General features: G+C 68.4%; 29 protein-coding genes. 15 read left to right on the top strand and 14 right to left on the bottom strand.

Annotated elements, in window-relative coordinates; translation table 11 throughout:
- The first annotated feature begins 80 nt into the window (after nt 1-80).
- Nucleotides 81-854: a PKD domain-containing protein gene (locus ACYVOK_RS30350; RefSeq protein ID WP_460665999.1), complete on the top strand. Its 774-nt coding sequence runs from the start codon at nt 81-83 to the stop codon at nt 852-854.
- A gap of 7 nt (nt 855-861) precedes the next feature.
- On the opposite strand, the gene ACYVOK_RS30355 is transcribed toward ACYVOK_RS30350, so the two are convergent.
- Complete coding sequence (locus ACYVOK_RS30355) at nt 862-1,920, bottom strand: alpha/beta hydrolase (RefSeq protein WP_460666000.1); 1,059 nt, start codon at nt 1,918-1,920, stop codon at nt 862-864.
- 107 nt (nt 1,921-2,027) lie between these two features.
- Here ACYVOK_RS30355 and ACYVOK_RS30360 point away from each other — a divergent pair, with 107 nt between their 5' ends.
- The 8 genes from ACYVOK_RS30360 (at nt 2,028) to pstB (ending at nt 11,416) form a co-directional block, all read left to right on the top strand.
- Nucleotides 2,028-4,187, top strand: a complete 2,160-nt coding sequence (locus ACYVOK_RS30360) for an RNA degradosome polyphosphate kinase (RefSeq protein ID WP_460666001.1) — start codon at nt 2,028-2,030, stop codon at nt 4,185-4,187.
- A 9-nt stretch (nt 4,188-4,196) separates the two neighbouring features.
- Entirely contained in the window at nt 4,197-5,075 is an 879-nt protein-coding gene (locus ACYVOK_RS30365; RefSeq protein WP_460666002.1) for an NUDIX hydrolase, read from the top strand.
- A gap of 143 nt (nt 5,076-5,218) precedes the next feature.
- Nucleotides 5,219-5,692, top strand: a complete 474-nt coding sequence (locus tag ACYVOK_RS30370; RefSeq protein WP_460666003.1) for a bifunctional nuclease family protein — start codon at nt 5,219-5,221, stop codon at nt 5,690-5,692.
- Nucleotides 5,693-5,779: 87 nt separating this feature from the next.
- Nucleotides 5,780-7,075 (top strand): hypothetical protein, encoded by a 1,296-nt coding sequence (locus tag ACYVOK_RS30375; protein ID WP_460666004.1) that lies wholly within the window; start codon nt 5,780-5,782, stop codon nt 7,073-7,075.
- 201 nt (nt 7,076-7,276) lie between these two features.
- Nucleotides 7,277-8,401, top strand: coding sequence for a phosphate ABC transporter substrate-binding protein PstS (gene pstS / locus ACYVOK_RS30380; RefSeq protein ID WP_460666005.1), 1,125 nt, complete (start codon nt 7,277-7,279; stop codon nt 8,399-8,401).
- Nucleotides 8,402-8,515: 114 nt separating this feature from the next.
- The gene (gene pstC / locus ACYVOK_RS30385) at nt 8,516-9,700 is read left to right on the top strand and encodes a phosphate ABC transporter permease subunit PstC (RefSeq protein ID WP_460666006.1); all 1,185 of its coding nucleotides are present in this window, start codon (nt 8,516-8,518) and stop codon (nt 9,698-9,700) included.
- Nucleotides 9,697-10,617: a phosphate ABC transporter permease PstA gene (gene pstA / locus ACYVOK_RS30390; RefSeq protein ID WP_460666007.1), complete on the top strand. Its 921-nt coding sequence runs from the start codon at nt 9,697-9,699 to the stop codon at nt 10,615-10,617. The genes pstC and pstA overlap by 4 nt, the downstream gene beginning before the upstream one ends.
- A gap of 22 nt (nt 10,618-10,639) precedes the next feature.
- Nucleotides 10,640-11,416: a phosphate ABC transporter ATP-binding protein PstB gene (pstB, locus tag ACYVOK_RS30395; RefSeq protein WP_460666008.1), complete on the top strand. Its 777-nt coding sequence runs from the start codon at nt 10,640-10,642 to the stop codon at nt 11,414-11,416.
- A 99-nt stretch (nt 11,417-11,515) separates the two neighbouring features.
- Here the strand turns inward: pstB and ACYVOK_RS30400 are convergent, their stop codons facing one another.
- Entirely contained in the window at nt 11,516-12,076 is a 561-nt protein-coding gene (locus tag ACYVOK_RS30400; protein WP_460666009.1) for a hypothetical protein, read from the bottom strand.
- A gap of 90 nt (nt 12,077-12,166) precedes the next feature.
- Nucleotides 12,167-12,583 (bottom strand): hypothetical protein, encoded by a 417-nt coding sequence (locus ACYVOK_RS30405; protein WP_460666010.1) that lies wholly within the window; start codon nt 12,581-12,583, stop codon nt 12,167-12,169.
- Nucleotides 12,584-12,679: 96 nt separating this feature from the next.
- On the opposite strand from ACYVOK_RS30405, the gene ACYVOK_RS30410 reads away from it, so the two are divergent.
- Nucleotides 12,680-12,874, top strand: a complete 195-nt coding sequence (locus ACYVOK_RS30410) for a hypothetical protein (RefSeq protein WP_460666011.1) — start codon at nt 12,680-12,682, stop codon at nt 12,872-12,874.
- A 1-nt stretch (nt 12,875) separates the two neighbouring features.
- Here the strand turns inward: ACYVOK_RS30410 and ACYVOK_RS30415 are convergent, their stop codons facing one another.
- Nucleotides 12,876-13,316 (bottom strand): DUF2752 domain-containing protein, encoded by a 441-nt coding sequence (locus ACYVOK_RS30415; protein ID WP_460666012.1) that lies wholly within the window; start codon nt 13,314-13,316, stop codon nt 12,876-12,878.
- Nucleotides 13,317-13,421: 105 nt separating this feature from the next.
- Between ACYVOK_RS30415 and ACYVOK_RS30420 the strand changes: the two genes are divergently transcribed.
- From ACYVOK_RS30420 to ACYVOK_RS30430, 3 genes are all read left to right on the top strand, one after another.
- A complete protein-coding gene (locus ACYVOK_RS30420; RefSeq protein WP_460666013.1) occupies nt 13,422-14,069 on the top strand; it encodes an RDD family protein in 648 nt (215 codons plus the stop codon).
- A gap of 116 nt (nt 14,070-14,185) precedes the next feature.
- Entirely contained in the window at nt 14,186-14,794 is a 609-nt protein-coding gene (locus tag ACYVOK_RS30425; protein ID WP_460666014.1) for an RDD family protein, read from the top strand.
- Nucleotides 14,795-14,821: 27 nt separating this feature from the next.
- Nucleotides 14,822-15,466, top strand: coding sequence for an RDD family protein (locus ACYVOK_RS30430; RefSeq protein ID WP_460666015.1), 645 nt, complete (start codon nt 14,822-14,824; stop codon nt 15,464-15,466).
- On the opposite strand, the gene ACYVOK_RS30435 is transcribed toward ACYVOK_RS30430, so the two are convergent.
- From ACYVOK_RS30435 to thiC, 3 genes are all read right to left on the bottom strand, one after another.
- Nucleotides 15,463-16,017, bottom strand: a complete 555-nt coding sequence (locus ACYVOK_RS30435) for a hypothetical protein (protein WP_460666016.1) — start codon at nt 16,015-16,017, stop codon at nt 15,463-15,465. The two genes, ACYVOK_RS30430 and ACYVOK_RS30435, sit on opposite strands and share 4 nt — an antisense overlap.
- Entirely contained in the window at nt 16,014-16,571 is a 558-nt protein-coding gene (locus ACYVOK_RS30440; RefSeq protein WP_460666017.1) for a transposase, read from the bottom strand. Before ACYVOK_RS30440 ends, ACYVOK_RS30435 begins: the two co-directional genes overlap by 4 nt.
- Nucleotides 16,572-16,892: 321 nt before the next feature.
- Nucleotides 16,893-18,530, bottom strand: a complete 1,638-nt coding sequence (gene thiC, locus ACYVOK_RS30445; protein ID WP_460666018.1) for a phosphomethylpyrimidine synthase ThiC — start codon at nt 18,528-18,530, stop codon at nt 16,893-16,895.
- A gap of 251 nt (nt 18,531-18,781) precedes the next feature.
- Here thiC and ACYVOK_RS30450 point away from each other — a divergent pair, with 251 nt between their 5' ends.
- Together ACYVOK_RS30450 and ACYVOK_RS30455 are read left to right on the top strand one after the other, a co-directional pair.
- Entirely contained in the window at nt 18,782-19,528 is a 747-nt protein-coding gene (locus ACYVOK_RS30450; protein ID WP_460666019.1) for a lysophospholipid acyltransferase family protein, read from the top strand.
- Between the two features lie 164 nt (nt 19,529-19,692).
- Nucleotides 19,693-20,217 (top strand): hypothetical protein, encoded by a 525-nt coding sequence (locus ACYVOK_RS30455; protein WP_460666347.1) that lies wholly within the window; start codon nt 19,693-19,695, stop codon nt 20,215-20,217.
- A 7-nt stretch (nt 20,218-20,224) separates the two neighbouring features.
- Here the strand turns inward: ACYVOK_RS30455 and ACYVOK_RS30460 are convergent, their stop codons facing one another.
- The 7 genes from ACYVOK_RS30460 to ACYVOK_RS30490 form a co-directional block, all read right to left on the bottom strand.
- Nucleotides 20,225-21,223 (bottom strand): inorganic phosphate transporter, encoded by a 999-nt coding sequence (locus tag ACYVOK_RS30460; RefSeq protein WP_460666020.1) that lies wholly within the window; start codon nt 21,221-21,223, stop codon nt 20,225-20,227.
- A gap of 2 nt (nt 21,224-21,225) precedes the next feature.
- Complete coding sequence (locus ACYVOK_RS30465; RefSeq protein WP_460666021.1) at nt 21,226-21,858, bottom strand: DUF47 domain-containing protein; 633 nt, start codon at nt 21,856-21,858, stop codon at nt 21,226-21,228.
- A gap of 138 nt (nt 21,859-21,996) precedes the next feature.
- The gene (locus tag ACYVOK_RS30470) at nt 21,997-22,299 is read right to left on the bottom strand and encodes a DUF202 domain-containing protein (RefSeq protein ID WP_460666022.1); all 303 of its coding nucleotides are present in this window, start codon (nt 22,297-22,299) and stop codon (nt 21,997-21,999) included.
- Nucleotides 22,296-22,631, bottom strand: coding sequence for a YidH family protein (locus ACYVOK_RS30475; RefSeq protein WP_460666023.1), 336 nt, complete (start codon nt 22,629-22,631; stop codon nt 22,296-22,298). The genes ACYVOK_RS30470 and ACYVOK_RS30475 overlap by 4 nt, the downstream gene beginning before the upstream one ends.
- Nucleotides 22,628-23,860: a glycoside hydrolase family 3 N-terminal domain-containing protein gene (locus tag ACYVOK_RS30480; RefSeq protein WP_460666024.1), complete on the bottom strand. Its 1,233-nt coding sequence runs from the start codon at nt 23,858-23,860 to the stop codon at nt 22,628-22,630. Before ACYVOK_RS30480 ends, ACYVOK_RS30475 begins: the two co-directional genes overlap by 4 nt.
- 1 nt (nt 23,861) lies before the next feature.
- Entirely contained in the window at nt 23,862-24,347 is a 486-nt protein-coding gene (locus ACYVOK_RS30485; protein ID WP_460666025.1) for a MarR family winged helix-turn-helix transcriptional regulator, read from the bottom strand.
- Nucleotides 24,326-25,222, bottom strand: a complete 897-nt coding sequence (locus ACYVOK_RS30490; protein WP_460666026.1) for a DMT family transporter — start codon at nt 25,220-25,222, stop codon at nt 24,326-24,328. Before ACYVOK_RS30490 ends, ACYVOK_RS30485 begins: the two co-directional genes overlap by 22 nt.
- Nucleotides 25,223-25,226: the final 4 nt, after the last annotated feature.

The following is a 25,226-nucleotide window of genomic DNA, read 5'->3' on the forward strand; positions in this document are numbered from 1 at the left end:
TCGCGCTACCGGACAGCGCAGGCGCGACGGATCCAAGGAGCGTTGTAGCCCCGGCCGCGCCGGCGTCAAGTGCGCCCGTCGTGACGCCATCGCAGTCGCGCGAGGGCGTCCTGCTCAACGGCTGGAAAGGAGACAACGGCCGCTTCACGTCCAAGCCGAGTACCGGCAAGCCCCGGCGGGGATCGCAGGCTCAGACCTCCATCGACAACCGCGCTCGGGAAGACAGGCGACCAGGTCGACGAACACCCCCGACAGATCTTCGGCTGAACATCGGGATTTGTGGGCTGCGGGAAGCCGATGGGACTACGCCGGGGCCGGAGCGGTGTCAGCCTGTTGAACCTGAAACGTTGACGCCGACGCGTCGTACGTTGCCGCCGCAAGTGGTGCAGCCGCCGCAGCCGTCGGACGTGACGTGGGAGGAGGTTCTTGCGGAGGCGCGGGTGGTGTTGTTTCCGGAGTTGGCTGTGAAGGTGCAGCCGAAGGGACGGACGTTGGTGAATTTGGAGACCATCGTTTACACGGACGAGAGTGCGGTTTCGACCAATACCGTGACGTTGCTGGGGTTTCCGGTGGTGGTGGAGGCGACGCCTGTCAGTTACCGGTGGAATTTCGGGGACGGGACGCCGTCTCTTCTGACCACGACGCCTGGGAAGCCGTATCCGTCGAAGGAGATCACGCACAAGTACCTGAAGCGGGGTTCCGTCGGACTGACCCTCACGACCAATTACGCCGCTCGGTTCAACGTCGCCGGCACCGGGTGGCAGTACGTCGAGGGCACGATCCCTGTCACGGGTCCGGTGACGCCGTTGCAGGTGCGGGAGGCTGTGCCGGTTTTGGTGGATCCGGGGCGGTAGGAGGCGGTTAGGGGTTGAGGGTTTGGGTTAGGTGGGTGGTCAGGGCGTCGTGGGCTTGGCGGGTGGCGCCGGGGAGGGTTAGGAGGTTGCTGTGGCCGTGGGTGAGGGTGGGGTGGGACGCGTGGGTTACGGGGACTCCGGCGGCGGCCAGGGCCTGGGCGTATTCGGTGCCTTCGTCGCGGAGGGGGTCGAAGCCGGCGGTGGTGATGTACGTGGGGGGTAGGCCGGTGAGGTCTTCGGCCAGGAGCGGGGAGACCAGCGGGTCGGTGCGGACCGCCGGGTCGGGGGTGTAGTGGTCGCGGTACCAGATGATGTCGCGTTCGGTGAGGATCAAGCCTTCGCCGAAGAGGTCACGGCTGGGGCGGCGGCCGACCAGGTCCAGGGCGGGGTAGAGCAGGACCTGGAGGGCGGGTCGCGGCAGATCCCGCCGTACGGACTGCTGGGCTACGACGGCGGCCAGGTTGCCGCCCGCGCTGTCACCGCCGACGGCGACGAGTGACGGGTCGCAGCCGAGGTCTTCGGCGTGGTCGACGGCCCAGGTGAACGCGGCGATGGCGTCCTCGGCGGCAGTCGGCGCCGGCGCCTCCGGGGCGAGCCGGTAGTCGACCGACAGCACGCGGATCCGCGCGTCGGCGGCGAGTGCCCGGCACAGGTGGTCGTGGGTGTCGAGGTCGCCGATGACCCAGCCGCCGCCGTGGAAGAAGACGAGCAGGCCGCGGCCGGCGTCGCGCGGCACGTACAGACGGGCGCCGAGCTGACCGTCCGCCCCGCGGACCGTCAGCTCGGTCACGCGCTGTAGTTCACGCGGCTGTCCCGAGATCAGCCGGCAGATGGTCCGCAGATGTGCACGGGCCTTGGCGACCTCGGACTTGGGTGCGCTCGGCAACAACCCTTCCACCCGCAGCAGGAGTTGCAGCTCGGGGTCGAGGGTGTTGCCGTCGATCTGGATCGGTGCACCGGCGAGCCGGCGCCGGACGGCCGTGGGCAGCGCGTACAGCGGCGTCAGCGCGTTCGCCTGTACGGCGGTCAGCGTGCCGCGGAGCAGCGAGTCCAGTCGTGGGTTCACAAGGAGTGACGCTAGCAACAGAAGCGGCGCCGCGGACAACCAGCAGGCGCAGCGGGCACCCGGCGATCGACAGGCCCTCGGCAACCTCTCGTTCATCAAAGGATGCGATGCTTGTCAGCGTGGCTGGAGACTTGCTGGCGTCCCACAACCGGGAGTACGACGTCGAGCCGCCGTACGACATCGCGGCGGCCGGCGACCTTCCGGCGAACCGGTTCTCGGATCGCGAGCTGAGCTGGCTGGCGTTCAACCAGCGGGTGCTCGAGCTGGCCGAGGACGACCGGATCCCGCTGCTGGAGCGGGCCAAGTTCCTGGCGATCTTCGCCAGCAACCTGGACGAGTTCTACATGGTCCGGATCGCGGGTCTGAAGCGCCGGATCGCGGCCGGGGTCGCGGTGCGGGCGGCCAGCGGCCTGCATCCGCGCGAGGTGCTGGACCGGAGCCTGGCGCGCAGCCGCGAACTGATGGACCGGCACGCCGAGACCTGGCGGAAGGGGGTCCAGCCGGCGCTGACCGAGCAGGGCATCGACATCCTGCGCTGGGTCGACCTGGAGCACACCGAACGCGAGGAGATGACCCGGTTCTTCCGGGATCGCGTGTTCCCGGTGCTGACTCCGCTGGCGGTGGACCCGTCGCACCCGTTCCCGTACATCTCCGGCCTCTCGCTGAACCTGGCGGTCGTGGTCCGCAACCCCGACACCGGCGGCGAGCACTTCGCCCGGGTGAAGGTGCCCCCGTTGTTGCCGCGGTTCATCCAGGTGGCCGAGGGCCGGTTCGTCCCGCTGGAGGACGTGATCGCGACCCACCTGGGGCAGTTGTTCCCGGGGATGGAGGTCACCCAGCACCACACGTTCCGGGTCACCCGCAACGAGGACCTGGAGGTCGAGGAGGACGACGCGGAGAACCTGCTGGCCGCGCTCGAGAAGGAATTGCTGCGCCGCCGCTTCGGTCCGCCGGTCCGGCTCGAGGTCGAGGAGTCGATCGACCCGCAGGTGAAGGCGCTGCTGCTGTCGGAGCTGGGGGTCACGAAGGCAGAGGTGTTCGAGCTGCCCGGTCCGCTCGACCTGCGCGGGCTGTTCGCCATCGCGAGCCTGGACCGCGCCGAGCTGAAGTACCCGGCGTTCGTGCCGTCGACGCATCCGCACCTGGCCGAGGTGGAGACGTCCAACCCGGCGGACATGTTCCATGCGCTCAAGCAGCGCGACGTACTCGTGCATCACCCGTACGACTCGTTCTCGACGAGCGTGCAGCGGTTCATCGAGCAGGCCGCGGCCGACCCGCACGTGCTGGCGATCAAGCAGACGCTGTATCGCACGAGCGGTGACTCACCCATCGTGGACGCGCTGATCGACGCCGCCGAAGCCGGTAAGCAGGTGCTGGTGCTGGTGGAGATCCAGGCCCGCTTCGACGAGCAGGCCAACATCAAGTGGGCCCGCCAGCTCGAGCATGCCGGTTGTCACGTCGTGTACGGCGTCATCGGCCTCAAGACGCACTGCAAGCTGTCGCTGGTGGTCCGCGACGAGCCGGACGGCCTGCGCAGGTACGTCCACATCGGCACCGGCAACTACCACCCCAAGACCGCCAGGCTGTACGAGGACCTCGGACTGCTGACCAGTGACAAGGTGGTCACCGAGGACGTCGCGCACCTGTTCAACCACCTGTCCGGCTTCGCCCGCAGCGCCGGGTACCGGCGGCTCCTGGTCGCTCCCCAGTCGGTACGGCGTGGTCTGCTCGAGCGAATCGACAGAGAGGTGCAGCATCACCTGGCAGGTCGTCCGGCCCGGGTCCGGATCAAGGTGAACAGCCTGGTCGACGAGGCCCTGTGCGACGCGCTCTACCGGGCGTCCCAGGCCGGCGTACCGGTGGAGCTGTGGATCCGCGGTATCTGCACGCTCCGTCCCGGCGTACCGGGGCTGTCCGACAACATCCAGGTGCGCAGCATCCTCGGTCGCTTCCTCGAGCACAGCCGGGTGTTCTGGTTCGAGAACGGCGGTGAGCCGGAGGTGTGGATCGGTTCGGCCGACCTGATGCACCGCAACCTCGACCGCCGGGTCGAGGTGCTCGTCCAGTTGAAGGAGCTGGACCACATCAGTGAGCTCCGCGAGTTGTTCGACCTCGGCTTCGACGAGCGCACCGGGTCGTGGTGGCTGCAGCCCGACGACACCTGGGAAGCGAAGCTGACCGGTCCGGACGGTCTTCCCCTGCGCGATCTGCAGGAAAGACTCATCGCCACGCGTGGGCGCCGCAGAATTGCTGACCCCATTACCTAGGGTGATTCCATGAGCAACCCGGCGACCGTCATCGCCGCGGGCGGTGTCGTGTGGCGTGAGCGCCGCGGCACCCGCCAGGTGCTGCTCGTGCACCGGCCCAGGTACGACGACTGGTCGCTACCGAAGGGCAAGCTCACGCCGCACGAGCATGTGCTGCAAGCTGCACGACGTGAGATCGAGGAGGAGACCGGCCAGCAGGTCGTACTCGGTCCACCGCTCGGTGTGCAGCGCTACACGGTCCGCAAGAACGGCGTGACCGCGGAGAAGCTGGTGCACTACTGGTCGGCCACCCCGATCGACGACGGCGAGTTCCAGGCCAACAACGAGGTCGACGAGGTTGCCTGGCTCCCGGTGGACAAGGCACGCAGCAAGCTCAGCTACCCGCGGGACGTGGACATCCTCAACTGCTTGGGCCGTGTCGTACCCGTGGTCGCCACACTGGTCCTGCTCCGTCATGCGGAGGCCATGAAGCGGAAGGACTGGGACGGCAAGGACACGGCCCGGCCACTAAGTACGAATGGGACAGGCCAGGCTGAGCGGCTGACCGCCGTACTGGGCGCCCTGGGTGTGAACAGGCTGATCAGCAGCGACGCGGAGCGGTGTGTCGCGAGTCTCACGCCGTTCGCCGCGATGACCGACAGGCACATCAACCTCTGGCCGGAGATCTCCGAGCGTGGGTACGACGCGAATCCGGGTGCGCTGGGTGGTCTGGCCGAGAAGGCGTGGAAGCCGGGCAAGGTGACGGTGGTGTGCTCACACCGGCCGGTGCTGCCCGCGCTGGCCCGGGAGTTCGGGCTGCGGGTGGGCAAGTTCTCGCCGGGAGCGTTCCTGGTCGCGCACCGGCTGGGTGACGGACGTCTCGTTCACGAGCGGTTCAGCGCTCCGTGAGACGCGTAACCGGCACGGGTCGGTGACGATCCAGGCACAGCCGCCGGGGCGGCCGGATGACCCGGGAACTGGCGGGTATGTTCCTACCGAGGAACCTGGCGCCCCACCGGGCCCGGGTCTGAGGAGAGAGTTCGGGGCGCACCATGACGATGATGCGAGAACTGACACTGATCGGGATCCGGATGGAATCGCCCAACCGGGCCCCGGTGATGATGCTGCGAGAGACCGACGGCTACCGCTACCTGCCGATCTCGATCGGGTCCGTCGAGGCGACCGCGATCGCCTACGAGGAGCAGGGACTGCGCCCGTCGCGGCCGCTCACCCACGACCTGATGCGTGACCTGATCCAGGCGTTCGGGGTGCACATCGAGGCGGTCGAGATCGTCGAGCTGCGCGACGCGGTGTTCTACGCCGAGCTCGTGCTGGCCAACGGCGCCCGGGTCTCGGCCCGGCCGAGTGACTCGGTCGCCCTCGCGGTCAGGCTGGGCACCCCGATCCGGTGCACCGAGCAGGTCCTGCGCGAGGCCGGCGTCGCGACCCCGGAGGAAGAGCAGGCCGAGCTCGAACGCTTCCGCCAGTTCCTCGACGGCGTCGCTCCCGAAGACTTCTCCAGCTGATTGGCCCGGCCCCGACACGGTGCGCTACGGTTCGACGACGCGCTGGCGGCGGGGGTGACCACCAGGCGGCCGTTCCTGGGGGTCCACATGCGCAAGATCGTCGCCATCGCGACCGCGGGCGTCCTGCTCGCCTCCGGCCAGACCGCCACGGTCTGGGCGGCGCCACCCGCACCGACCGACGTGCAGGTCAGCTGGGCGGACGCTGCGACCGGCGTGATGCGGGTCGCGTGGAAGAACGCGGCCGACGAGGCGAACAGGGTACGCATCGAGTACCAGGACGGCGCCAAGCCGTCGGAGTGGGTGACCGTCACGTCGACCGTGATCAACCGCCGCTGGGAGGCGACACCGGGGAAGATCGCCCGGATCGCCGTCGTCTCGATACCGTCCGACGGCACCCCGGTGGACAGCCCTCCAGCCGTGTCGCCGTGGTTCGACACGAATGGCCCGGCAGCTCCGACCATCACCGGCGCGGCTCCGCTCGCGGACGGCTCTCTCCGGTTGAGCTGGTCCCGCGCCGCTGCCCCTGCTGACACGACACCTGGTGATCCGCTCGACCTGGAGGGCAGCGACAGGGTCTTCACCGGGACTTGGTACCTGGAGTTGACAGAGCGTTTCCCGCAGCCCGCCGGTGCCACGACGGGAACCGTTCCGCCACGACCGCGCCCCTATCCGGCCTGGGTCGGGGTCCGGAACGAGTGGTCGGAGGTGTGGTCCAAGCAGCGGGTGACGTTCGCGGACATGAAGCTCTCATTCACCGGCGTCCCCGCCTTCGGGGTGTTCGGACAGCAGATGACTCTCAACGGTGATGCCGGCGCCTACACCTGCATGCAGTGGGATTCGAGCCCCTGCCCACTCCTGAAGGGCAATGGGATCACCGTCACCATGCAGACCCGGCCGAACTCGGCCAAGCCGTGGGAGTACGCGGGCCGCTTCACCTCCGACGCGATCGGCTACTGGGCGCGGACCACTGCGGTCGGCGGCCGGCAGTACCGCTTCTACGTCCCAGGCGGAAGATACGGCTGGCCCGGTGACGACTGGACCGTCACCTCACTGGTGTCGACGAGCCCTCGCTACATCCCCACCCAGGCCAAGTTCGCTGTCGCGGGATTCAACACGCTGACGGCGCAGGTCGGGCAGATGGTGAAGCTGACGGTGGACGTGCGGCCGGCGGGGACGGTGAAGGGGGCGCTGCAGCGGTGGGACGGGAAGTACTGGCGGAGCATCGCCACTGTGCCGATCACCAAGGGGAAGGCGGTGCAGTACTTCCGGGCGGCCGGGCGTGGCACCACGACGTACTACCGTGTCGCCGTACCTCAGATGACGTACTACGGCTTGCCGATCGTCAGCACGGGGAGCCGGGCGTTCAAGTTGACGGTGCGCTGATTCGGCGAGGGCTGTGATCTACGGAGAGTCACGGCTCTTAACTCAGTTCACCTGTTGGCTGCCTGTCGGCACGCCAGGCGTCGCACACACGCTCGGAATCGTTCACCGCTCGTTCACCGGCGACGGACCGGTCGGTCACCTGCTCTCCCTACCGTCTGTGGAAGTTCAGAAGTCTGATTCCCGCAGAAGGGCAACACTCTCGTGTCCGTCAATCGCCTGCTCCGCGTCGGCACCGTCGCCGTGGCATCCCTCGGCGTCCTCGCTCTGAGCGCCTGTGGCAGTGACCCGGAGCCGTCCGGTTCCTCGAGCCCGGAGGGTTCCTCGTCGGCCGGCGCCGACTGCCCGCAGGGCACCCTGAACGCAGAGGGCTCCTCGGCACAGAAGAACGCCATCGAGGAAGTCATCGCCAAGTACAACGAGAAGTGCGCCGATGTCACGGTGAACTACAACCCGACCGGTTCCGGTGCGGGTATCAAGCAGTTCAACGCGGCCCAGGTCGACTTCGCCGGCTCGGACTCGGCGCTGAAGACCGAGGCGGCCGACGGTGACTCCGAGGCCGCGACCGCGGCCAAGCGCTGCCAGAACAACCCGGCGCTGAACCTGCCGATGGTGATCGGCCCGGTCGCGATCGCCTACAACGTGGACGGCCTGGACAAGCTGGTCCTGGACGGCCCGACCGCGGCGAAGATCTTCCAGGGTGCGATCAAGACCTGGAACGACCCGGCGATCGCCAAGCTCAACCCCGGTACGACGCTGCCGTCGGACCCGATCTCGGTCTTCTTCCGGTCCGACGAGTCCGGCACCACCGAGAACTTCACCAAGTACCTGGCCGCCGCCGGCGGTGGCGCCTGGACCGGCAAGCCGGCCAAGAAGTGGACCGGTACCGGCGCGGGCAAGGAGAAGTCCGCCGGTGTGGCCGAGGGTGTGAAGAGCACCAAGAACTCCGTCACCTACGTCGAGTGGTCCTACGCGGTCGACAACAAGCTGGGCGTCGCGCAGATCGACAACGGCTCCGGCCCGGTCGAGCTGACCGCCGAGTCGGCCGGCAAGGCGCTGGCCGCCGCGAAGGTGACCGGCACCGGCAACGACCTGTCGATGAGCCTGGACTACGCGACCAAGGAGGCGGGCGCGTACCCGATCATCCTGGTCACCTACGAGATCGCCTGCAGCAAGGGGCTGCCGGCCGAGAAGACCGCGCTGGTCAAGAGCTTCCTGAGCTACTTCGCCAGCACCGAGGGCCAGTCGTCGCTGACCGAGCTGAACTACGCGCCGCTGCCGGAGGAGATCCGGACCAAGGTCGACGCCGCCATCCAGGCGATCAGCTGACCTGCCGACAGCAGTCGCACTGATGCGAGCCCCGGCCGTTCCCATCCCGCGATGGACGGCCGGGGCTCGCCTCGTGACCTGAAGCCACGACACCAGGCGCTTGGAGCACCATCGATGAGTAGTCCAGACGGCACGGCACCGCCCGACCGGCCGGCCGGCGAACCCGCGCCGGACCACCAGGCCGCGCAGCCCGAACCCCAGATCGAGGATCTGGTGATCGGCGAACCCGCCGGGCCGACCCCGCACTTCGAGGGACTGGCCGAGAAGCACGCCGGGCACCAGCCCGCCCGGCCCCCGGAGCAGACCGGACCGAAGCTCGAGCTCGGCCCGGTCGGTCACCTCGGCGACCGGCTGTTCTCCGGTCTCGCCCACGGCTCCGGCGGCCTGGTCATCGCGATCGTCGCGTTCGTCGGCATCTTCCTGCTGGCGCTGGCGATCCCGGCGCTGGCCGACAACGAGAGCAGCTTCCTGTTCTCCCGGATCTGGGAGCCCGGCGGCGAACAGCCCCGGTTCGGTATCGCCGGACTCTTCTACACGACCGTGGTCAGCTCGATCATCGCGATGCTGATCGCGGTCCCGATCGCGGTCGGCGTGGCGTTGTTCATCACGTACTACGCCCCGCGGCGGCTGGCCACCCCGGTCGCCCACGCGGTCGACCTGCTGGCCGCCGTACCGTCGATCATCTACGGGCTGTGGGGCATCCTGTTCTTCGCGCCGATCCTGCGGCCGGTGATGGACGGGCTGGCCGCCGGGCTCGGCTGGATCCCGGTGTTCGAGAAGCCGCCGGGCGACAACGTCGGGGTGGTGTTCACCGCCTCGGTGGTGCTGGCGATCATGATCCTGCCGGTGATCACCGCGATCAGCCGGGAGATCTTCCAGCAGACCCCGATCTCGCACCGCGAGGGCGCGCTGGCGCTCGGCGCGACCCGGTGGGAGATGATCCGGGTGGCGGTGCTGCCGTACGGGCGCTCCGGAGTGGTGAGTGCCTCGATGCTCGGCCTCGGCCGCGCGCTCGGCGAGACGGTCGCGGTGCTGATCATCTTGTCGGTGCCGAACGCGAACGACCCGTGGGACTCGTCGATCTTCGCCGGCGGCGAGACGTTCGCGTCGAAGATCGCCAACAACGCCGCCGAGTTCGACTCGCCGGAGAAGACCGGCGCCTACATCGCGGCCGGCCTGGTGCTGTTCGTGGTCACCTTCCTGGTCAACTCCGCGGCCCGGATCATCGTGGCCCGCAGCGCTCCCGGCACCCGGCGCCCCCGCCGCAACCGCCGCGCCACCGAAGGAGCCGCAGCATGACCACGCTGGCCGAGAACAAGCCGACGTACGACGGCCAGACGCTGGATCTGACCGGGAAGTCGGGCACCCGCGCCTTCAAGAACACGCTGGCCACCGTGCTGATCACGCTGGCCTTCGTGGTCGCGCTGATCCCGCTGGTGTGGATCCTGTGGACCGTCATCAGCAAGGGCTACAGCCTGCTGCTCGACGCGAACTGGTGGAGCCAGTCACAGCGCGGCGTCACCGTCCGGCGCGAGGGCGGCGGTGCCTACCACGCGATCATGGGCACCCTGATCATGGGCCTGATCACGGCCGTGATCGCGGTCCCGATCGCCGTGCTCGGCGCGATCTACCTGGTCGAGTACGGCAAGGGCACCAAGGCCGCCCGCGCGGTCAGCTTCATGATCGACATCCTCACCGGCGTGCCGTCGATCGTCGCCGCGCTGTTCGTCTACGCGGTCTGGATCACGGTGTTCGGCTTCAACCGGGTCGGGTTCGCCGTCTCGCTGTCGCTGGTGCTGCTGATGCTTCCGGTCGTCCTGCGCTCCACCGAGGAGATGCTCAAGCTGGTACCGGACGAGCTGCGCGAGGCGTCGTACGCGCTCGGGGTGCCGAAGTGGAAGACGATCCTGAAGGTGGTCGTGCCGACCGCGTTCGGCGGCATCGTCACCGGTGTGATGCTCGGCCTGGCCCGGGTGATGGGTGAGACCGCGCCGCTGCTGATCCTGGTCGGCTACTCCAAGAACATCAACCTGAACCCGTTCGACGGGTTCATGGGTGCGCTGCCGACGATGATCAACCAGGACCGGACCGAGCTGGCACTCGAGCCGGCCGCGGACCGGGTCTGGGCGGCCGCGCTCACCCTGATCCTGCTGGTCCTCGCCCTCAACCTGCTGGCCCGGCTGTTCGCCCGGTTCAACACGATCAAGTCGAAATAGTCACGAGAGGTTCTGAGTCGATATGGCGAAGCGCATCGAGGTCAGTGGCCTCAACGTCTACTACGGCGACTTCAAGGCGGTCGAGGATGTGTCGATGACGATCGAGCCCCGCTCGGTCACCGCGTTCATCGGCCCGTCCGGCTGCGGCAAGTCCACCTACCTGCGCACCCTGAACCGGATGCACGAGGTGATCCCCGGGGCCCGGGTGGAGGGCAAGGTCGTGCTCGACGACCAGGACCTGTACGCGCCGGGGATCGACCCGGTCGCGGTCCGCCGGGTGGTCGGCATGGTGTTCCAGCGGCCGAACCCGTTCCCGACCATGTCGATCTTCGACAACGTCGCGTCCGGGCTGAAGCTGAACGGCGTCAAGGACCGCAAGCGGCTCGCCGAGGTGGTCGAGCAGTCGCTCAAGAGCGCCAACCTGTGGAACGAGGTGAAGGACCGGCTGGACAAGCCGGGCGCGGGTCTGTCGGGTGGTCAGCAGCAGCGGCTGTGCATCGCCCGGGCGATCGCGGTCGAGCCGGAGGTGATCCTGATGGACGAGCCGTGCTCGGCGCTGGACCCGATCTCCACGCTGGCGATCGAGGACCTGATCGAGAAGCTCAAGGACCGGTTCACCGTGGTGATCGTCACGCACAACATGCAGCAGGCGGCCCGGGTGTCGGACCAGACCGCGTTCTTCAACCTGGCCGCGACCGGCAAGCCCGGCCGGCTGATCGAGATGGGCCCTACCAAGCAGATCTTCTCGAACCCGAACGAGAAGGCCACCGAGGACTACATCACCGGCCGCTTCGGCTGATCCGCCGTACGTCGCGGGCGTTCGCCGTACCGCGATCGGTTCCTCGTCGGCCGCCGCGAGCTCACGGCTTGCGGCGGCCGCATCGCGTGGTCGCAGCGGTCAGACGCACAGGGTCCGGGCGAAGTTGACCCGGGCAAGCGTGTCGGCGACGTCTCGCGGTGAGCTGACCCCGATGTGGGTGTTGTGGGTGCGGTTGCCGTTCTGCACGGTGACCTGGACGAAGCCGGTGGTCCTGCGCTCCTTGCAGAGCAGGAAGAGCAGGCCGAGCAGGCAGGCAAGCGCGAACACGATGGCCAGGATGATCGCCCAGGCGGGGATCTTCTCCTCGGTCCGCGACATGTCCATCGCCGACCAGTTCGTGCCCTGGGTCGGCATCACGCCGGCCGGTGTGACGATCCGGAACTGCTCGACCGAGATGTCGCCGACGGTCACCAGCACCGGACCCGTCGGCAACGCCTGCAGGGGCAGCGATTGCGCCGGCTGGTACGGCCCGCCGACCGGCGGCTGGTACGGCCCTGGAGGCGGCCCGTACTGCGATCCGTACTGCGGCCCGTACTGGGGTCCGGGATGTGCCTGGGGCGCTGCCTCGAACGTCGGCGCGGGCGGCTCGTACTGAACCGGGAGGTGTTCAGACGGCGGAGGTTCGGAGGGTTGAGTCACCCGGCCAACTGTAGGTGTTGCAGGGACCCGGTGTGGGCGCGTGACCGGACACCTGTGGAAAAGATAATCTGCGATGATTCCTCGACGTTCTCAGAAGGGACCGCGGTGAGCACTCCGACGCCTCCCGGCGACGACCGTGACGACCGGGACGACCCGAACAGGCCGCAGGACACCCCTGACGAGACCCAGGGAGAACAGCAGAGCCCGTACGGCGACCAGCCGGACCAGCCGAGCCAGTACGGCGAAGGCTCCGACGACGACCGGCCAAGTCAGTACGGACAGCAGCAGCCGGGTCAGTACGGACAGCAGCCCGGTTACGGTCAACAGCAGCCAGGCCAGTACGGCCAGCCCGGCGCCTACGGCCAGCCCGGACAGTACGGTCAGCAGCCCGGCTATGGCCAGCAGCCCGGACAGTACGGTCAGCAGCCAGGCGCTTACCCAGGCCAGCCTGGTCAGTACGGGCAACAGCCTGGTCAGTACGGGCAACAGCAGCCGGGCTACGGGCAACAGCCTCCCTACGGACAACAGCCCGGCGGATACGGTCAGTACCCGGGCCAGCCGGGCTACGGCTACGGCAGCGCGCCCCAGCAGAACAACACCCCGATGGTGCTCTCCATCATCGGCATCGTGTTCTGGTTCTGCTGCGGCGGTGTGTCGATCGTGCTCGGCCTGATTGCCCAGAGCAAGTACCGGGAGCAGGGCCAGCCGGACACCCTCGCCAAGGTCGCCTGGATCGGCGGTATCGTTTCGCTCGTCCTCTGGATCGCGTCCTTCGCGTCCGGGCTGGTCAACTACTGATTCAGATCAGGTTGCGTGCGACGCCGTACACCACGAGCAGGGCGATCAGGGACTTGACCAGCCAGTCGACCGTGCGCTGGCTCATGGTCAGCCGGGGCAGCCGGACCAGGCGGAGGGACTCGAGCGTCCAGGCGAGCAGTTGGTAGCCGACGGCAACACCGATCAGCGGGCCGAGCACCAGCACCACTGCGTTGAAGTGCCAGGCCGCGTCCAGATCGCCATGGAGCAAGGCGGCCGCCATCCTGGTCGAGCCGCACAGCGGGCAGTCCAGGCCGGTGGTTGCGTGCAGGAGGCAAGGAATTCCGATCCGCCCGCCGGACAGCTCGTAGACGGCCGCGAGGCCGAACCCGCCGGCGCCCACCGCGGCCAGGCCGAGGACCCGTCTGTCCACAGGCTGCACCGGACCGGTCGGCCGCAGTACGACGTTCAGCGAAAGGCTCACCGGACAACGGTAACTCTCATCACGTGGGATCCGTAGCCGGAGCTGAGCCGTCCGACCATTAGCCTGCAAGTCACTCCTCAACAGCAATCAGTAGAAGGGATCGTCGTGAGCAATCCGACGCCACCGCCGGGTTACGGTCCGCAGGATCCGCAGCAGCAGGGTCAGTACGGCCAGCCAGGCCAGTACGGACAGCCAGGGCAGCAGCCGGGTCAGTACGGGCAGCAGCCCGGCCAGTACGGACAGCTGCAGGCCCAGCAGCCCGGTCAGTACGGGCAGCAGCCGGGCCAGTACGGCCAGCCGGGTTACCCGCAGCCGTACGGCCAGCAGGGCTTCGGCGGCGGGACCCCCGGCAACCTGGCCACCTGGCCGGTCCGTTTCGGCGCCATGCTGATCGACCTGCTCATCTACGCCGTTCCGGGCCTCATCGGCAACATCCTGACCCGCAACGACGAGAACACGGCCCTCCTCGTCGTCGGGTTGGTCTTCCTGCTCGTCGCCCTGGGCGTGTGGATCTACAACCGCTGGATCCAGCAGGGGCAGACCGGCCAGAGCTGGGGCAAGAAGGCCCTCGGCCTCAAGCTGGTCGGCGCGGACACCGGACAGCCCGTCGGAGGCCTCAAGGCCTTCGTGCGCGACATCACTCACATCCTGGACGGCCTGCCGTGCTACATCGGCTACCTGTGGCCGCTGTGGGACGAGAAGAAGCAGACGTTCGCGGACAAGATCAACAACACCTACGTCGTCAAGCTCTGACGTCGAACCGCGCCGCACCGGACGCCGTGGCCTGTTGAGGCCGCGGCGTCCGGCTTTCCGGGCCCGTCCGCGATACTCGTCCAGGCGGATCCGGCACGCCAGAAAGGACCTGACAGGTGAGCACCCCTCCGTACGGCGAGCAGAACCGGCCTGGCCCGTTCCCACCGGGACAGCCGGGGTACGGCGCCCAGCAGCCGTCCCCACCCGGTCAGCCCGGCGGTCAGGTCTCCCCGCAGGGGTACAACCCGTACGGACCAGGCGGATCCGGTCCCGGCTACGGCTTCGGCTACGCGCCGCCCGGGCAGCTGGCCGGCTGGCCGATCCGGGTCGGCGCCTCGATCCTGGACACCGTGCTGCAGGTCATCCCGATGCTGATCGGCGTCACCGTCGCGGCTGTTCTCGACGCCAACAACGCCGGCCGGACCACCGGCGGCAGTGCGACGGCCTTCACCCTCGGCTATCTCGGCGTGTTCGTGGTCGGGTTCCTGAACCGGGTGATCCAGCAAGGCCGGACAGGTCAGTCGTTCGGCAAGAAGGTCACGGGGCTGAAGGTCGTGCACGCGGAGACCGGGCAGCTGATCGGCATGGGCTCCACCTTCGGCCGCGAGTTCTGCGCGGTTGTGTTCAACTACATCTGTTTTCTCAACGTGCTCTGGCCGCTGTGGGACGCGAAGCAGCAGACCTGGCACGACAAGGTCGTCAACGACGTGGTCATCCGCCTCTGAGGCAGAGCTCCAAGAGATGGAATCGATGTGAGTACACCGACACCACCCCCACAGGACCGGCCGCCGTACGGGCAGCAGCCGCCGTACGGGCAGCCCCGGTACGGGCAACCGCAGTACGGGCAGCCCGGCCATCCACAGCAGCAGGGCTACAACCCCTACGGCCAGAATCCCTACGGGCCACCGCACGGTCAGCCGCAGTACGGTTACGGGTACGGCGTCCCGCAGGCGCCGCTGGCCGGCTGGGGTCCGCGCGTCGGTGCCTACCTCCTCGACGGCCTGCTCAGCGGGCTCCCGGTCCTGATCGGGTACGGCGTCCTGATCGCGAACATCGCGTCGCGCGCCGACAACCCCTATCCCGACGACGAGCCGCAGACGTACGCGATCCTCGTGTTCGTGGCCAGCCTGGTCGTCAGTCTCGGGGTGACCCTGTGGAACCGGGTCTTCCGCCAGGGCAGGACCGGCCAGAGCGTCGGCAAGAGCGCGCTGCACCTGCGCCTGGTCGACTCCCAGACCTACCAGCCGGTGGGTGCAGGCAAGGCGTTCCTCCGTGAGTTCCTGGCCTGGATCTTCAACAACGCCTGCTTCCTGAACCTGCTGTGGCCGTTGTGGGACGACCAGAAGCAGACCTGGCACGACAAGATCCTGTCGACCTACGTGATCAGAGCCGACTAGCGCGACAGCAGGAAGCCTGCGCAGGCGACGGACCACAGGACGCTGGTGAAGGTCCCGATGATGAACCGTTCGGCGACGGCCTGAGGGGTGACGGAAGCCGGCTGGTCGGGGCTGCGCAGCTCGGGGTAGCGGGCCAGCCCCTTGATCGCCAGCACGATGGCCAGGCCCTCAGGCCAGCCCGCCACCAGAGCGGCATAGATGGCGCCACGCTCGAGCGCACCGATCAGCGCGCCGCCACGCAGTACCTCACCGGCTTTCTGCGTCGACTGGGCTCTGGTGTTGCCCCGGTCGACCAGAGCGAGCACCGACGTCGTCAGCGGGCCGCCACCGGTGACGGCGAGGCCCCCGGCCAGCAGGAGCAGCACGTTCCACCAGCGCTCCCGCCAGCCGACCACACCGTCGCCTGCCAGCAGCAGGAGTCCGGCCGCGAGCAGGAAGGCGAGCATCACCCCGCTGATCACGATTTGCACTGCGGAGCCGGCCTTCGGTGCCCATGCCAGTACGGCGAGGATCAGGCCGGCCGCGGTCAATGCCAGGACCAGTGCCGTCACGCCGCGGCCCCGGCGCCCAGCAACTCGGCTGCCAGCACCCTTCCACGTTGTTCCTCGGCGAAGCCGGCCGCCTGGGCCCGTTGCGTTACCGCCGACTGACTGATCCCCAGCTTCACGCCGATCTCCCGCCTGGTGAGTCCTTCGGCCAGCAGGTCGGCCACTGCCCAGCCGCGATCGCTACGACGCCGCAGCACCGACGCCATCAGCCACAGCACGGTCTCCACCTGCTCGGCGACGTGGGCATCGGAACCGACCACGTTGATGTGGTGCGGACTCGATTTCGCCCGGTTCACCGCCTCCCGCGCGTTCACGAACGCCTCGCCGCTGCCTGCCCTGGTACTGCGGGGCAGGGGCTGGGCGACCTCGCCGATGCCGAGCCCGATGTACCACGTGTCCGAGCGAAGCAACTCGACGATCACGTCGATGGTGGCGCGAGCCTCGGAGAGCACGCCCTGCACCTCGTCACCCGCCGTCCGCTCGAACCTCCGCAGCAGCCCGGTCCGCCGCGGCCGGCGGTTCAGCATGTTCAGTAGCTCGGGTACGAGATCGGTCATGCTTCGGCTGCCCCGTTGATCTACCGTGAGAACGAAGACCACCGCCCTGCACCTCCTTCCCAACGGGGTTAAGGCTACAGTCTTATTCACGTAGAGTGAAGGAAAAAACCTGAATCGGTTCACCCAATCACTCGCAGTGACCGCCCCGCAGGCCCGCCGATCCCCCAATTCTCCGCTGGATCCGGGTCCCTCGGCATCTCGACTCGCCCCAGGACTTCACTCCGCGTCAACACGGCAACGGACCGCCAGGCCATCACTACCGCGGGCCTGGGGTTGCCCAGGCGGGCGCCGACCAGAAGTGACGGCCCGGCGATCCGCAACTCACTCGGCCAGTGGCAGGTACAGCTTCTTGTCGTGCGACTTGAACGTCTCCGACATCTCGGCGAGGCCGGCCTCGATCGCCTCGGCCGAGGTCAGGCCCTTCTCCTCGGCGTACGCGCGGATGTCGGCGGTGATCCGCATCGAGCAGAACTTCGGGCCGCACATCGAGCAGAAGTGCGCGGTCTTGGCCGGCTCGGCGGGCAGCGTCTCGTCGTGGAACGAGCGCGCGGTGTCCGGGTCCAGCGAGAGGTTGAACTGGTCCTCCCAACGGAACTCGAACCTTGCCTTGGACAACGTGTCGTCCCAGGCCTGCGCACCCGGGTGCCCCTTGGCCAGATCGGCCGCGTGGGCGGCGATCTTGTAGGTGATCACCCCGGTCTTCACGTCGTCGCGGTCCGGCAGGCCGAGGTGTTCCTTCGGCGTGACGTAGCAGAGCATCGCCGTACCCAGCCAGCCGATCTGGGCCGCGCCGATCGCGCTGGTGATGTGGTCGTAGGCCGGCGCCACATCCGTTGCCAACGGCCCCAATGTGTAGAACGGCGCCTCACCGCACAGCTCCTCCTCGAGCCGCACGTTCTCGGCGATCTTGTGCATCGGCACGTGGCCCGGTCCCTCGATCATCACCTGGACGTCGTGCTCCCAGGCCACCCGCGTCAGCTCGCCGAGGGTCCGCAGTTCGGCGAACTGGGCCGCGTCGTTGGCGTCCGCGATACACCCCGGCCGCAACCCGTCGCCGAGCGAGAACGTCACGTCGTACGCGCGCAGGATCTCGCACAGCTCGGCGAAATGCGTGTACAGGAAGGACTCCTGGTGATGCGCCAGGCACCAGGCGGCCATGATCGACCCGCCGCGTGACACGATCCCGGTGATCCGCCGCGCGGTCAGCGGGATGTACCGCAGCAGGACGCCGGCGTGCACGGTCATGTAGTCCACGCCCTGCTCGCACTGCTCGATGACCGTGTCGCGGTACACCTCCCACGACAGCGCGGCCGGGTCGCCCTTCACCTTCTCGAGCGCCTGGTACAGCGGAACCGTCCCGATCGGCACCGGTGAGTTCCGCAGGATCCACTCGCGCGTCTCGTGGATGTTCCTGCCGGTGGACAGGTCCATCACCGTGTCCGCGCCCCACCTGGTCGCCCAGACGAGCTTCTCGACCTCCTCCTCGATCGAGCTGGTGACGGCGGAGTTGCCGATGTTCGCGTTCACCTTCACCAGGAACTTCTTCCCGATGATCATCGGCTCGGACTCCGGATGCCGCCGGTTCGCCGGGATCACCGCCCGGCCGCGCGCCACCTCGTCCCGGACGAACTCGGGCTCGACGCCCTCGCGGACGGCGACGTACCTCATCTCCTCGGTGATCGTCCCGGCCCGCGCGTGCGCGAGCTGGGTGAGCGGTTCACGCCCGGCGATCCAGTCCCGGCGCAACGCCGGCAGACCGGCCTGTACGTCGATGGTCGCGGACGCGTCGGTGTACGGGCCGGAGGTGTCGTACAGGTCGAAGTGTTCGCCGTTGGAGAGGTGGACGCGGCGAGCCGGGACTCTCAGCTCGCCGCGGTAGATCTTCTCCGACCCGGAGATCGGGCCGGTGGTGACAGACGGACGGACCCGAGCTGGGGCACTGCTTCCGATGGATGTCACGATGCTGCTCCCTACGCCGGAATTACCCGGACAGGTTCGGCGGTCGGCGGCGCCGGTTCGCCCAGCCTGGCTGTCCCCGGCGCAGCTGCCGGTGGGTCCAGGGGTGCGCAGTCCAGCCGCCCTCTCAGCCCGCTACGGTGCGAGCTCCCGCGATCTCCAGTTGTCGCGAACCACCCTAACGAAGATCTGCATACCGGATTCCGTGGGGCGCGTCACGTCCGCGGTGGGCGGGTAACCGGTAGCGTCGGGGGATGCGAGACCTCGTGTACCCGCCGGTGATCGGCATCGCCAAAACAGCGTTCAAGGTGCTGGACCTGAAGTTCCAGTTGACCGGGACGGAGAACGTGCCGCGCACCGGTGGCGCGGTGATCGCGCTGAACCACATCTCGTACGTCGACTTCGTGCTCGGCGGGTTCGGGGCGCTGCCGAGCAAGCGCCTGGTCCGGTTCATGGCCAAGGAGGTGCTGTTCCGCAACCGGTACTCCGGTCCGCTGATGCGCGGTATGCACCACATCCCGGTGGACCGTTCGGCGGGTACGGCGTCGTACCGGCGGGCGCTCGAGTACCTGAACGCGGGTGAGGTCGTCGGCGTCTTCCCGGAGGCCACGATCAGCCGGTCGTTCGAGTTGAAGGAGTTCAAGTCCGGCACGGTCCGGATGGCCGCGGCGGCCGCCGTACCGGTGATCCCGATGATCCTGTGGGGGACGCAGCGGATGCTGACCAAGGACCATCCGCGGGACCTCTCCCGGCACCGCACGATCGCGATCACCGTCGGCGAGCCGATCACGGTCACGCCGGAGGACGATCCGGCCGAGGCGACCGCACACCTTCGCTCCACGATGGCCGGCATGCTGGACCGCACCATCCGGGCCTACCCCGAGCAGCCCGCCGGCGCCTGGTGGCTGCCGGCGTCGTACGGCGGCGGCGCGCCGACCCCCGAGGAGGCCGAGCGCCTTGACCGCGAGGAACTGGCCCGCCGGGCCGCCCGGAGAAAGTAAACGCTTGCCTGAATCGGCAACCGACTCGCGGACAAGATCTTGACCCCGGATCGGCGCGAGGGTACGAAGAGCATCTGTTGACAGCGCAGGAACCTGGGGGTCCCTGCGGTTGCGGTCACGCGGTGGAGTGCGCGGCCGTCGTACTCAGGTGGGCGGGGGAAGTGGTGTTGGAATCATCCGAAGAGTTGCATCTCTTCGAGCCGGGGACGCTGACCGTGGCACCGCATGTCGCGGAGGAGATCCCCGACGTCGGCGCGTACTTCCTCGATTGGGCGGTCCGCGGCCTGAACCCGGCCCAGGCCCGCGAGGTCGAGTCGGCGGTGAACGGCCGGCGCTGCCAGAACGGGTGGTTCCCGCTGGAGAGCCTGGACAACATCGGCAGCCGCGGCTTCTGGCGCGGACCGCTGACGTACCTGGCCCGGATGACCGCGGACGACGCCGCGATCCTGCAGGACTGGGCGTCCGACCGGCTCGAGGGCGAGCAGCGTCGCAGGATCGAGGCGACCGCGAACCACCTGCTCTTCCAGCAGGGTCATGCGGCCGCGGCCACCTGGGTGGTGGCCGTCCGTCCGCAGGCCTACCTCGACCTCACCGCACTCGGCGACCGCCTGGCCGCCACCTGGGAGCTCAACCTCGGCTCCATCCGCCCCAAGGACGTGGCCAAGTCCGTACGGCGCTGGAACCGCTGAGCGACGCTCACTCCAGGATCAGGTGGGCGAGGCCGTAGCAGCCGGCGGCGACCGCACCGGCGGCCGGGATGGTCAGGATCCAGGCGGTGATGATGCCCCTGGCGACGCCCCAGCGGACGGCCGACAGGCGCTTGGTCGCGCCGGCGCCCATCACCGCCGAGGTGATCGTGTGGGTGGTCGAGACCGGCGCGTGCAGGCCGATCGCCATCACGTAGAGCACGGTCGCGGCGACCGCCTCCGAGGCGAAGCCGCGGGCCGGGTCCAGGTGGATGATCCGGCGGCCCAGGGTCCGCATGATCCGCCAGCCGCCGGAGTACGTGCCGAGCGAGATCGCGGTCGCGGCGGACAGCTTCACCCACAACGGGATCTCGTCGCCCGCCTGCACGTGCCCGGTGGTGAGCAGGGCCAGGAAGATCACGCCCATCGTCTTCTGCGCGTCCTGCAGACCGTGGCCGAGCGCCATCGCGGCGGCCGACAGCGACTGGGCCAGCCGGAACCCGCGGGTCACCCGGCCGGGGTGGAACCGCCGAAACACCCACAGGATCGTGATCATCAGCACGAACGCGCCGAGGAACCCGATCGTCGGCGACAGCATCATCGGGATGACGACCTTGTCCAGGATCCCCGACCACAGCACCGTGCTGGCCGAGGCGAGCCCGGCGCCGACCAGGCCGCCGATCAGCGCGTGCGACGAGGAACTGGGCAGGCCGAAGTACCAGGTGATCATGTTCCAGGTGATCGCGCCGATCAGGGCCGAGATCACGATGACCAGCCCGTGCTGGCCGGACGGCGTGGTGATGATGCCCTTGCCGACCGTCTCCGCCACCTCGGTGCCGAGGAGCGCACCGACGAAGTTCATCACCGCGGCCATCAGCAGCGCCACCCGCGGGGTCAGCGCGCGGGTCGAGACCGAGGTCGCGATCGCGTTGGCCGCGTCGTGGAAGCCGTTGGTGTAGTCGAACGTCAACGCGATGACGACGACCGCGACGACGAGCGCGAACTCCACGCTCAGCTCTCCTTGACGGCGATCTGCTCGACCGTGTTGGCGACGTGCTCGAAGGCGTCGATCGCCGCCTCCAGCAGGTCCACCACGGTCTTCACCTTCATCACCGTCAGCGCGTCGTACTCGCCGCTGAACAGCTTGGCGATCAGCCGCCGGTACACCGCGTCACCGGTGTTCTCGAGCCGGTTGATCTCGATCCAGTACTCCGCCAGGTCCTTCATCGTGCGCAGCCTCGGCATCGTCTCCGCGGTCAGCTGGGCGGCCCGCTGGAGCACCTCGATCTGCTCGGCGATCTCCTCCGGCAGCTTCTCCAGGGAGAACAGGTGGACCGCGTCGACCGCCTCCTCCATGAAGTCCATCACGTCGTCGAGGTCGGACGCCAGACGGTAGATGTCCTCACGGTCGAACGGCGTGACGAACGTCGAGTTCACCCGGCGGATGATCGAGTGCGTGGTCTCGTCCGCGGCGTGCTCGGCGTCCTTCATCTGGGCGGCGATCTGGTGACTGGAGGACAGCCCGGTTCCCGCCGTACTGCCGAGCAACTCGGCCAGGATCCGGGCCCCTTCCACGAGGTGGTTGGCGGACTCGGTGAAAAGGTCGTAGAACGTCGGGTCGTTCGGACGCAGACGTAACGGCACTTCAAGCTCCGGATGAACGAGGGACAAACCGTGAACATGCTAGGGGGAACGGACCGTTGACGCGGCATCCGCCTGGTCAAAGTACCGCGTTCCGGTGAACTCCACGCCTGGACACGACCGATGAGTAACCAATCGGTCTCACCGCGTGAGGACGGCGTACAGGTCGAACAGGCCCACGACCAGGACCAGAGCGAAGGCCGCGCGGACCACCCGATCGTGGCCGAGAGCATGGATGGGAGCGCCCTGGGTACGGCGGTAGACGGCACTGACCGCGGCCCAGCAGGCCAGCGACAGGACCAGTACGACGATGCCGAGGCCGGTGCGGACGTCCGACGTACCGTGGCCGGAGGCAAGCAGCAGGATGCCGTTGGCGATCAGGCCGAGCGCCGTCCGGCGCCAGGCGAGCAGCGTCCGCTCCGGCTGCAGGCCGGGGTCGTTCATTGCCACAACGAGACCAGCAGGCCGATCAGGCCGACCACTCCGATGGTTGCCGCCAGCATCAACGGGATCCGGGTCACCGGGAGGCTGCCGCCGTTGCGCATCGCGGTCAGGTTCGACTGCCAGCGGCGGAAAGCGGCTGCCGTGGTGACGATTCCGGCACTGACCAGAACCACACCGATCACCTTGGCCGCCCAGCGGTCCGGGCCGAGGTCGAGGAACTGCACCGCGGACAGGCCGCCGGCGTAGCAGGCCAGCGAGGTCCGCAGGTAGGCCAGGTACGTCCGCTCGTTGGCCAGGGTGAAGCGGTAGTCGGGTTCCTGCTCGTCGGTCATCCGCAGCTCACCAGGCCGTGGCTCTCCTTGAGGGTCAGCACACGCCTCACGCTACTCGTCAGCTTCGCGGCGAACGCCTTGTCCTGCTCGGCCCTGGCGACCAGGGCGTTCACCATGGTGGCGGTCAGCCCGGCCCGGGCATTGATGACGATGTCCCCGCCGGCCGCGACGAACCGGGTCGCCCGCTGGCCCGCCGGGACCGACGCGACCTCGGCGGCCGCCCCGACGTCGTCGGTGATCACCACGCCGTTCCATTGCAGGTCTCCGCGGACCATGCCCTGGATGACGGTCGGCGAGAAGACCGCCCGGTTCTCCGGGTCGATCCTGGTGTAGGTGGCGGTGGCGATCATCACCATGTCGGCGCCGGCCTCGAGCCCGTCCGCGAACGGCTTCAGGTCCTCGTCGCCGCGGACGGTGACGTTGTCGACCACACCGGACGAGAAGTCGGTGTTGCCGCGCACTCGGCCGAGTCCGGGGAAGTGCTTGACCGAGGTGATCACTCCGGCCTTCTGCATGCCCCTGACGAACGCCTGGACGGGCGGGCCGACCTCCTGAGGGGTGTTGCCGTACTCACGGTCGAGACGGCCGATCGGAGCGTTCGAGGACTTCTGCGAGTTCGGTACGACGTCCGCCACCGGCGCGAGGTCGACGTTGACACCGGCCTCCATGAGCTGGCCGCCCCAGCCCTCCGCTTCCGCGGTGAGCTTCGAGCCGGACCAGGTGCCCTGCACGGTGGCCGCCGGGATCCGGTCGAACCCGGAGCCGTCCAGGCGCTGAATCTGGCCGCCTTCCTGGTCCGCGGCGATCAGGGGACGGATGCCCTTGACCGTGGCGGCGTTGCCGGCCGCGGCCGTCGCCGTACGCGTGTGGGAGAGACTGCCGCCGTCGCCGAGCAGGAGGATCCCGCCGGGCTTCTGCTTCTGCACGATGGAGCGCTGCGACGAGGTCATGCCGTTGGCGCTGATACCGGTCATGATCAGCTGGGCGGCCTGCTCTCGCAGCGTGAGGGACTGCAGCTTCTGGTCGACGCAGCTGGTCTGAGTCGGTGTCGGTGTCGGAGTGGGGGTGGGCGTCGGCGTCTCGGTCGGTGTCGGTGTGGCTGTTGCTGTTGTCGGCCGGGGCACCGAGGACGACGGCACGGTGCTGGGGCCGGCGGTTGGCGCGTCGGCGTCGCTGCAGCCGGTCAGCACGAGTGCTGTCAGGACGACCGCTGCCGCTGTGCGCTTCATCTCAGCGCCGCTCCCAGGCGGCTCGGTCGACCGTGTCGCCGGAGTGCCGGGCAAGCGTGGAGCAGATGTCGTAGAGGGCCTCGACCTGGTCCTCGCTGAGGGCGTCGAAGATCGCCTTCCGGACCTCCTCCACATGACCCGGGGCACTCTCGACCAGCTTCTGCTTGCCCTGCTCGGTGATGATCGCCATCTGACCGCGACGGTCGGACTCGATGCCCTCACGCCGTACCCAGCCTGCCTGCTCGAGCCGGTTCACCGCATGCGAGAGCCGGCTGCGTGAGCCCTGGGTGGCCACCGCCAGTTGACTCATCCGCAGCCGGCCTTCAGGGGCCTCCGACAGCCGGACCAGGATCTCGTAGTAGGTGTGCGGTATCCCTGCATCGCGCTGCAGTTGTTGCTCGATGCGGGTGCTCACGACTCGCTGCGCCGCGATGTACGCGCGCCACGCCTGCTGCTCTCGCTCGTTCAGCCACCGGGGTTCCGCCATCCCCGCAGCGTAGCCAGAACCGCTCCCGTGCGCTCGTCCAACCTGATCAGCAGTACCGCGACCGCACAGATCAGCATGCCGACCATGGCGAGCGGTCCGATCGTCTCGTGGAACAACAGGAAGGCGAACACCATCGTGGTCGGCGGCACCAGGTAGAGCAGGCTGCTGATGCGAGTCGCGCCGGACAGCTTCAGGTTGACCAGGTACAGGCCCCATCCGCCTCCAGTCGCCAGCAGCACCAGCCACAGCACTGCGCCGTAGAAGCCTGCTTGGCTCGGTACAGACAGTTGATCTGTCGATGCGGCCAGTACGACGAAGAACACCGCCGAGACGAGGCTCTGCAGACAGAGTGCGTCGAGTGAGCTGGTGCTGGGCTTGCGGCGGCGCTCCAGGCAGGTACCGACGACGAGGCCGAGCAGACCGCCGAACGGCAACAGGAAGAGCAACAGGGAGCCGTGCAGATCGTCTGCCACGACCAGACCGACTCCGGCGACGCCGACGACGAGTCCGATCCACTGGCGTCGGCTGACAGGTTCGTTGAGGAGCGGTCCGGCGACCGTGGCGATCAGGAGCGGCTGGAGCGAGCCGATAAGGGCTGTGACCCCGGCCGAGATCCCGTGATCGATGCCGGTGAAGATCAGGCCGAGGTAGACGCACTGAGTGAGGATCGCCATCCACACCTGGGTCGCCAAGTCCCGACGGGTCACGGCCGGCCGTCGTACCAGCAGAATGACGGCCGCCAGCCCGCCGGCGACGATGAACCGCCAGGCCAGCAGGTCGAACGCGTTCGTGTACTCCGTCCCCCATCGCGCTCCGATGAACCCGCTGCTCCAGAACACGACGAACCCGGCTCCGGGGGCTGTCAGCGTCGTCATACGG

It is taken from the genome of Kribbella swartbergensis (assembly GCF_054784135.1).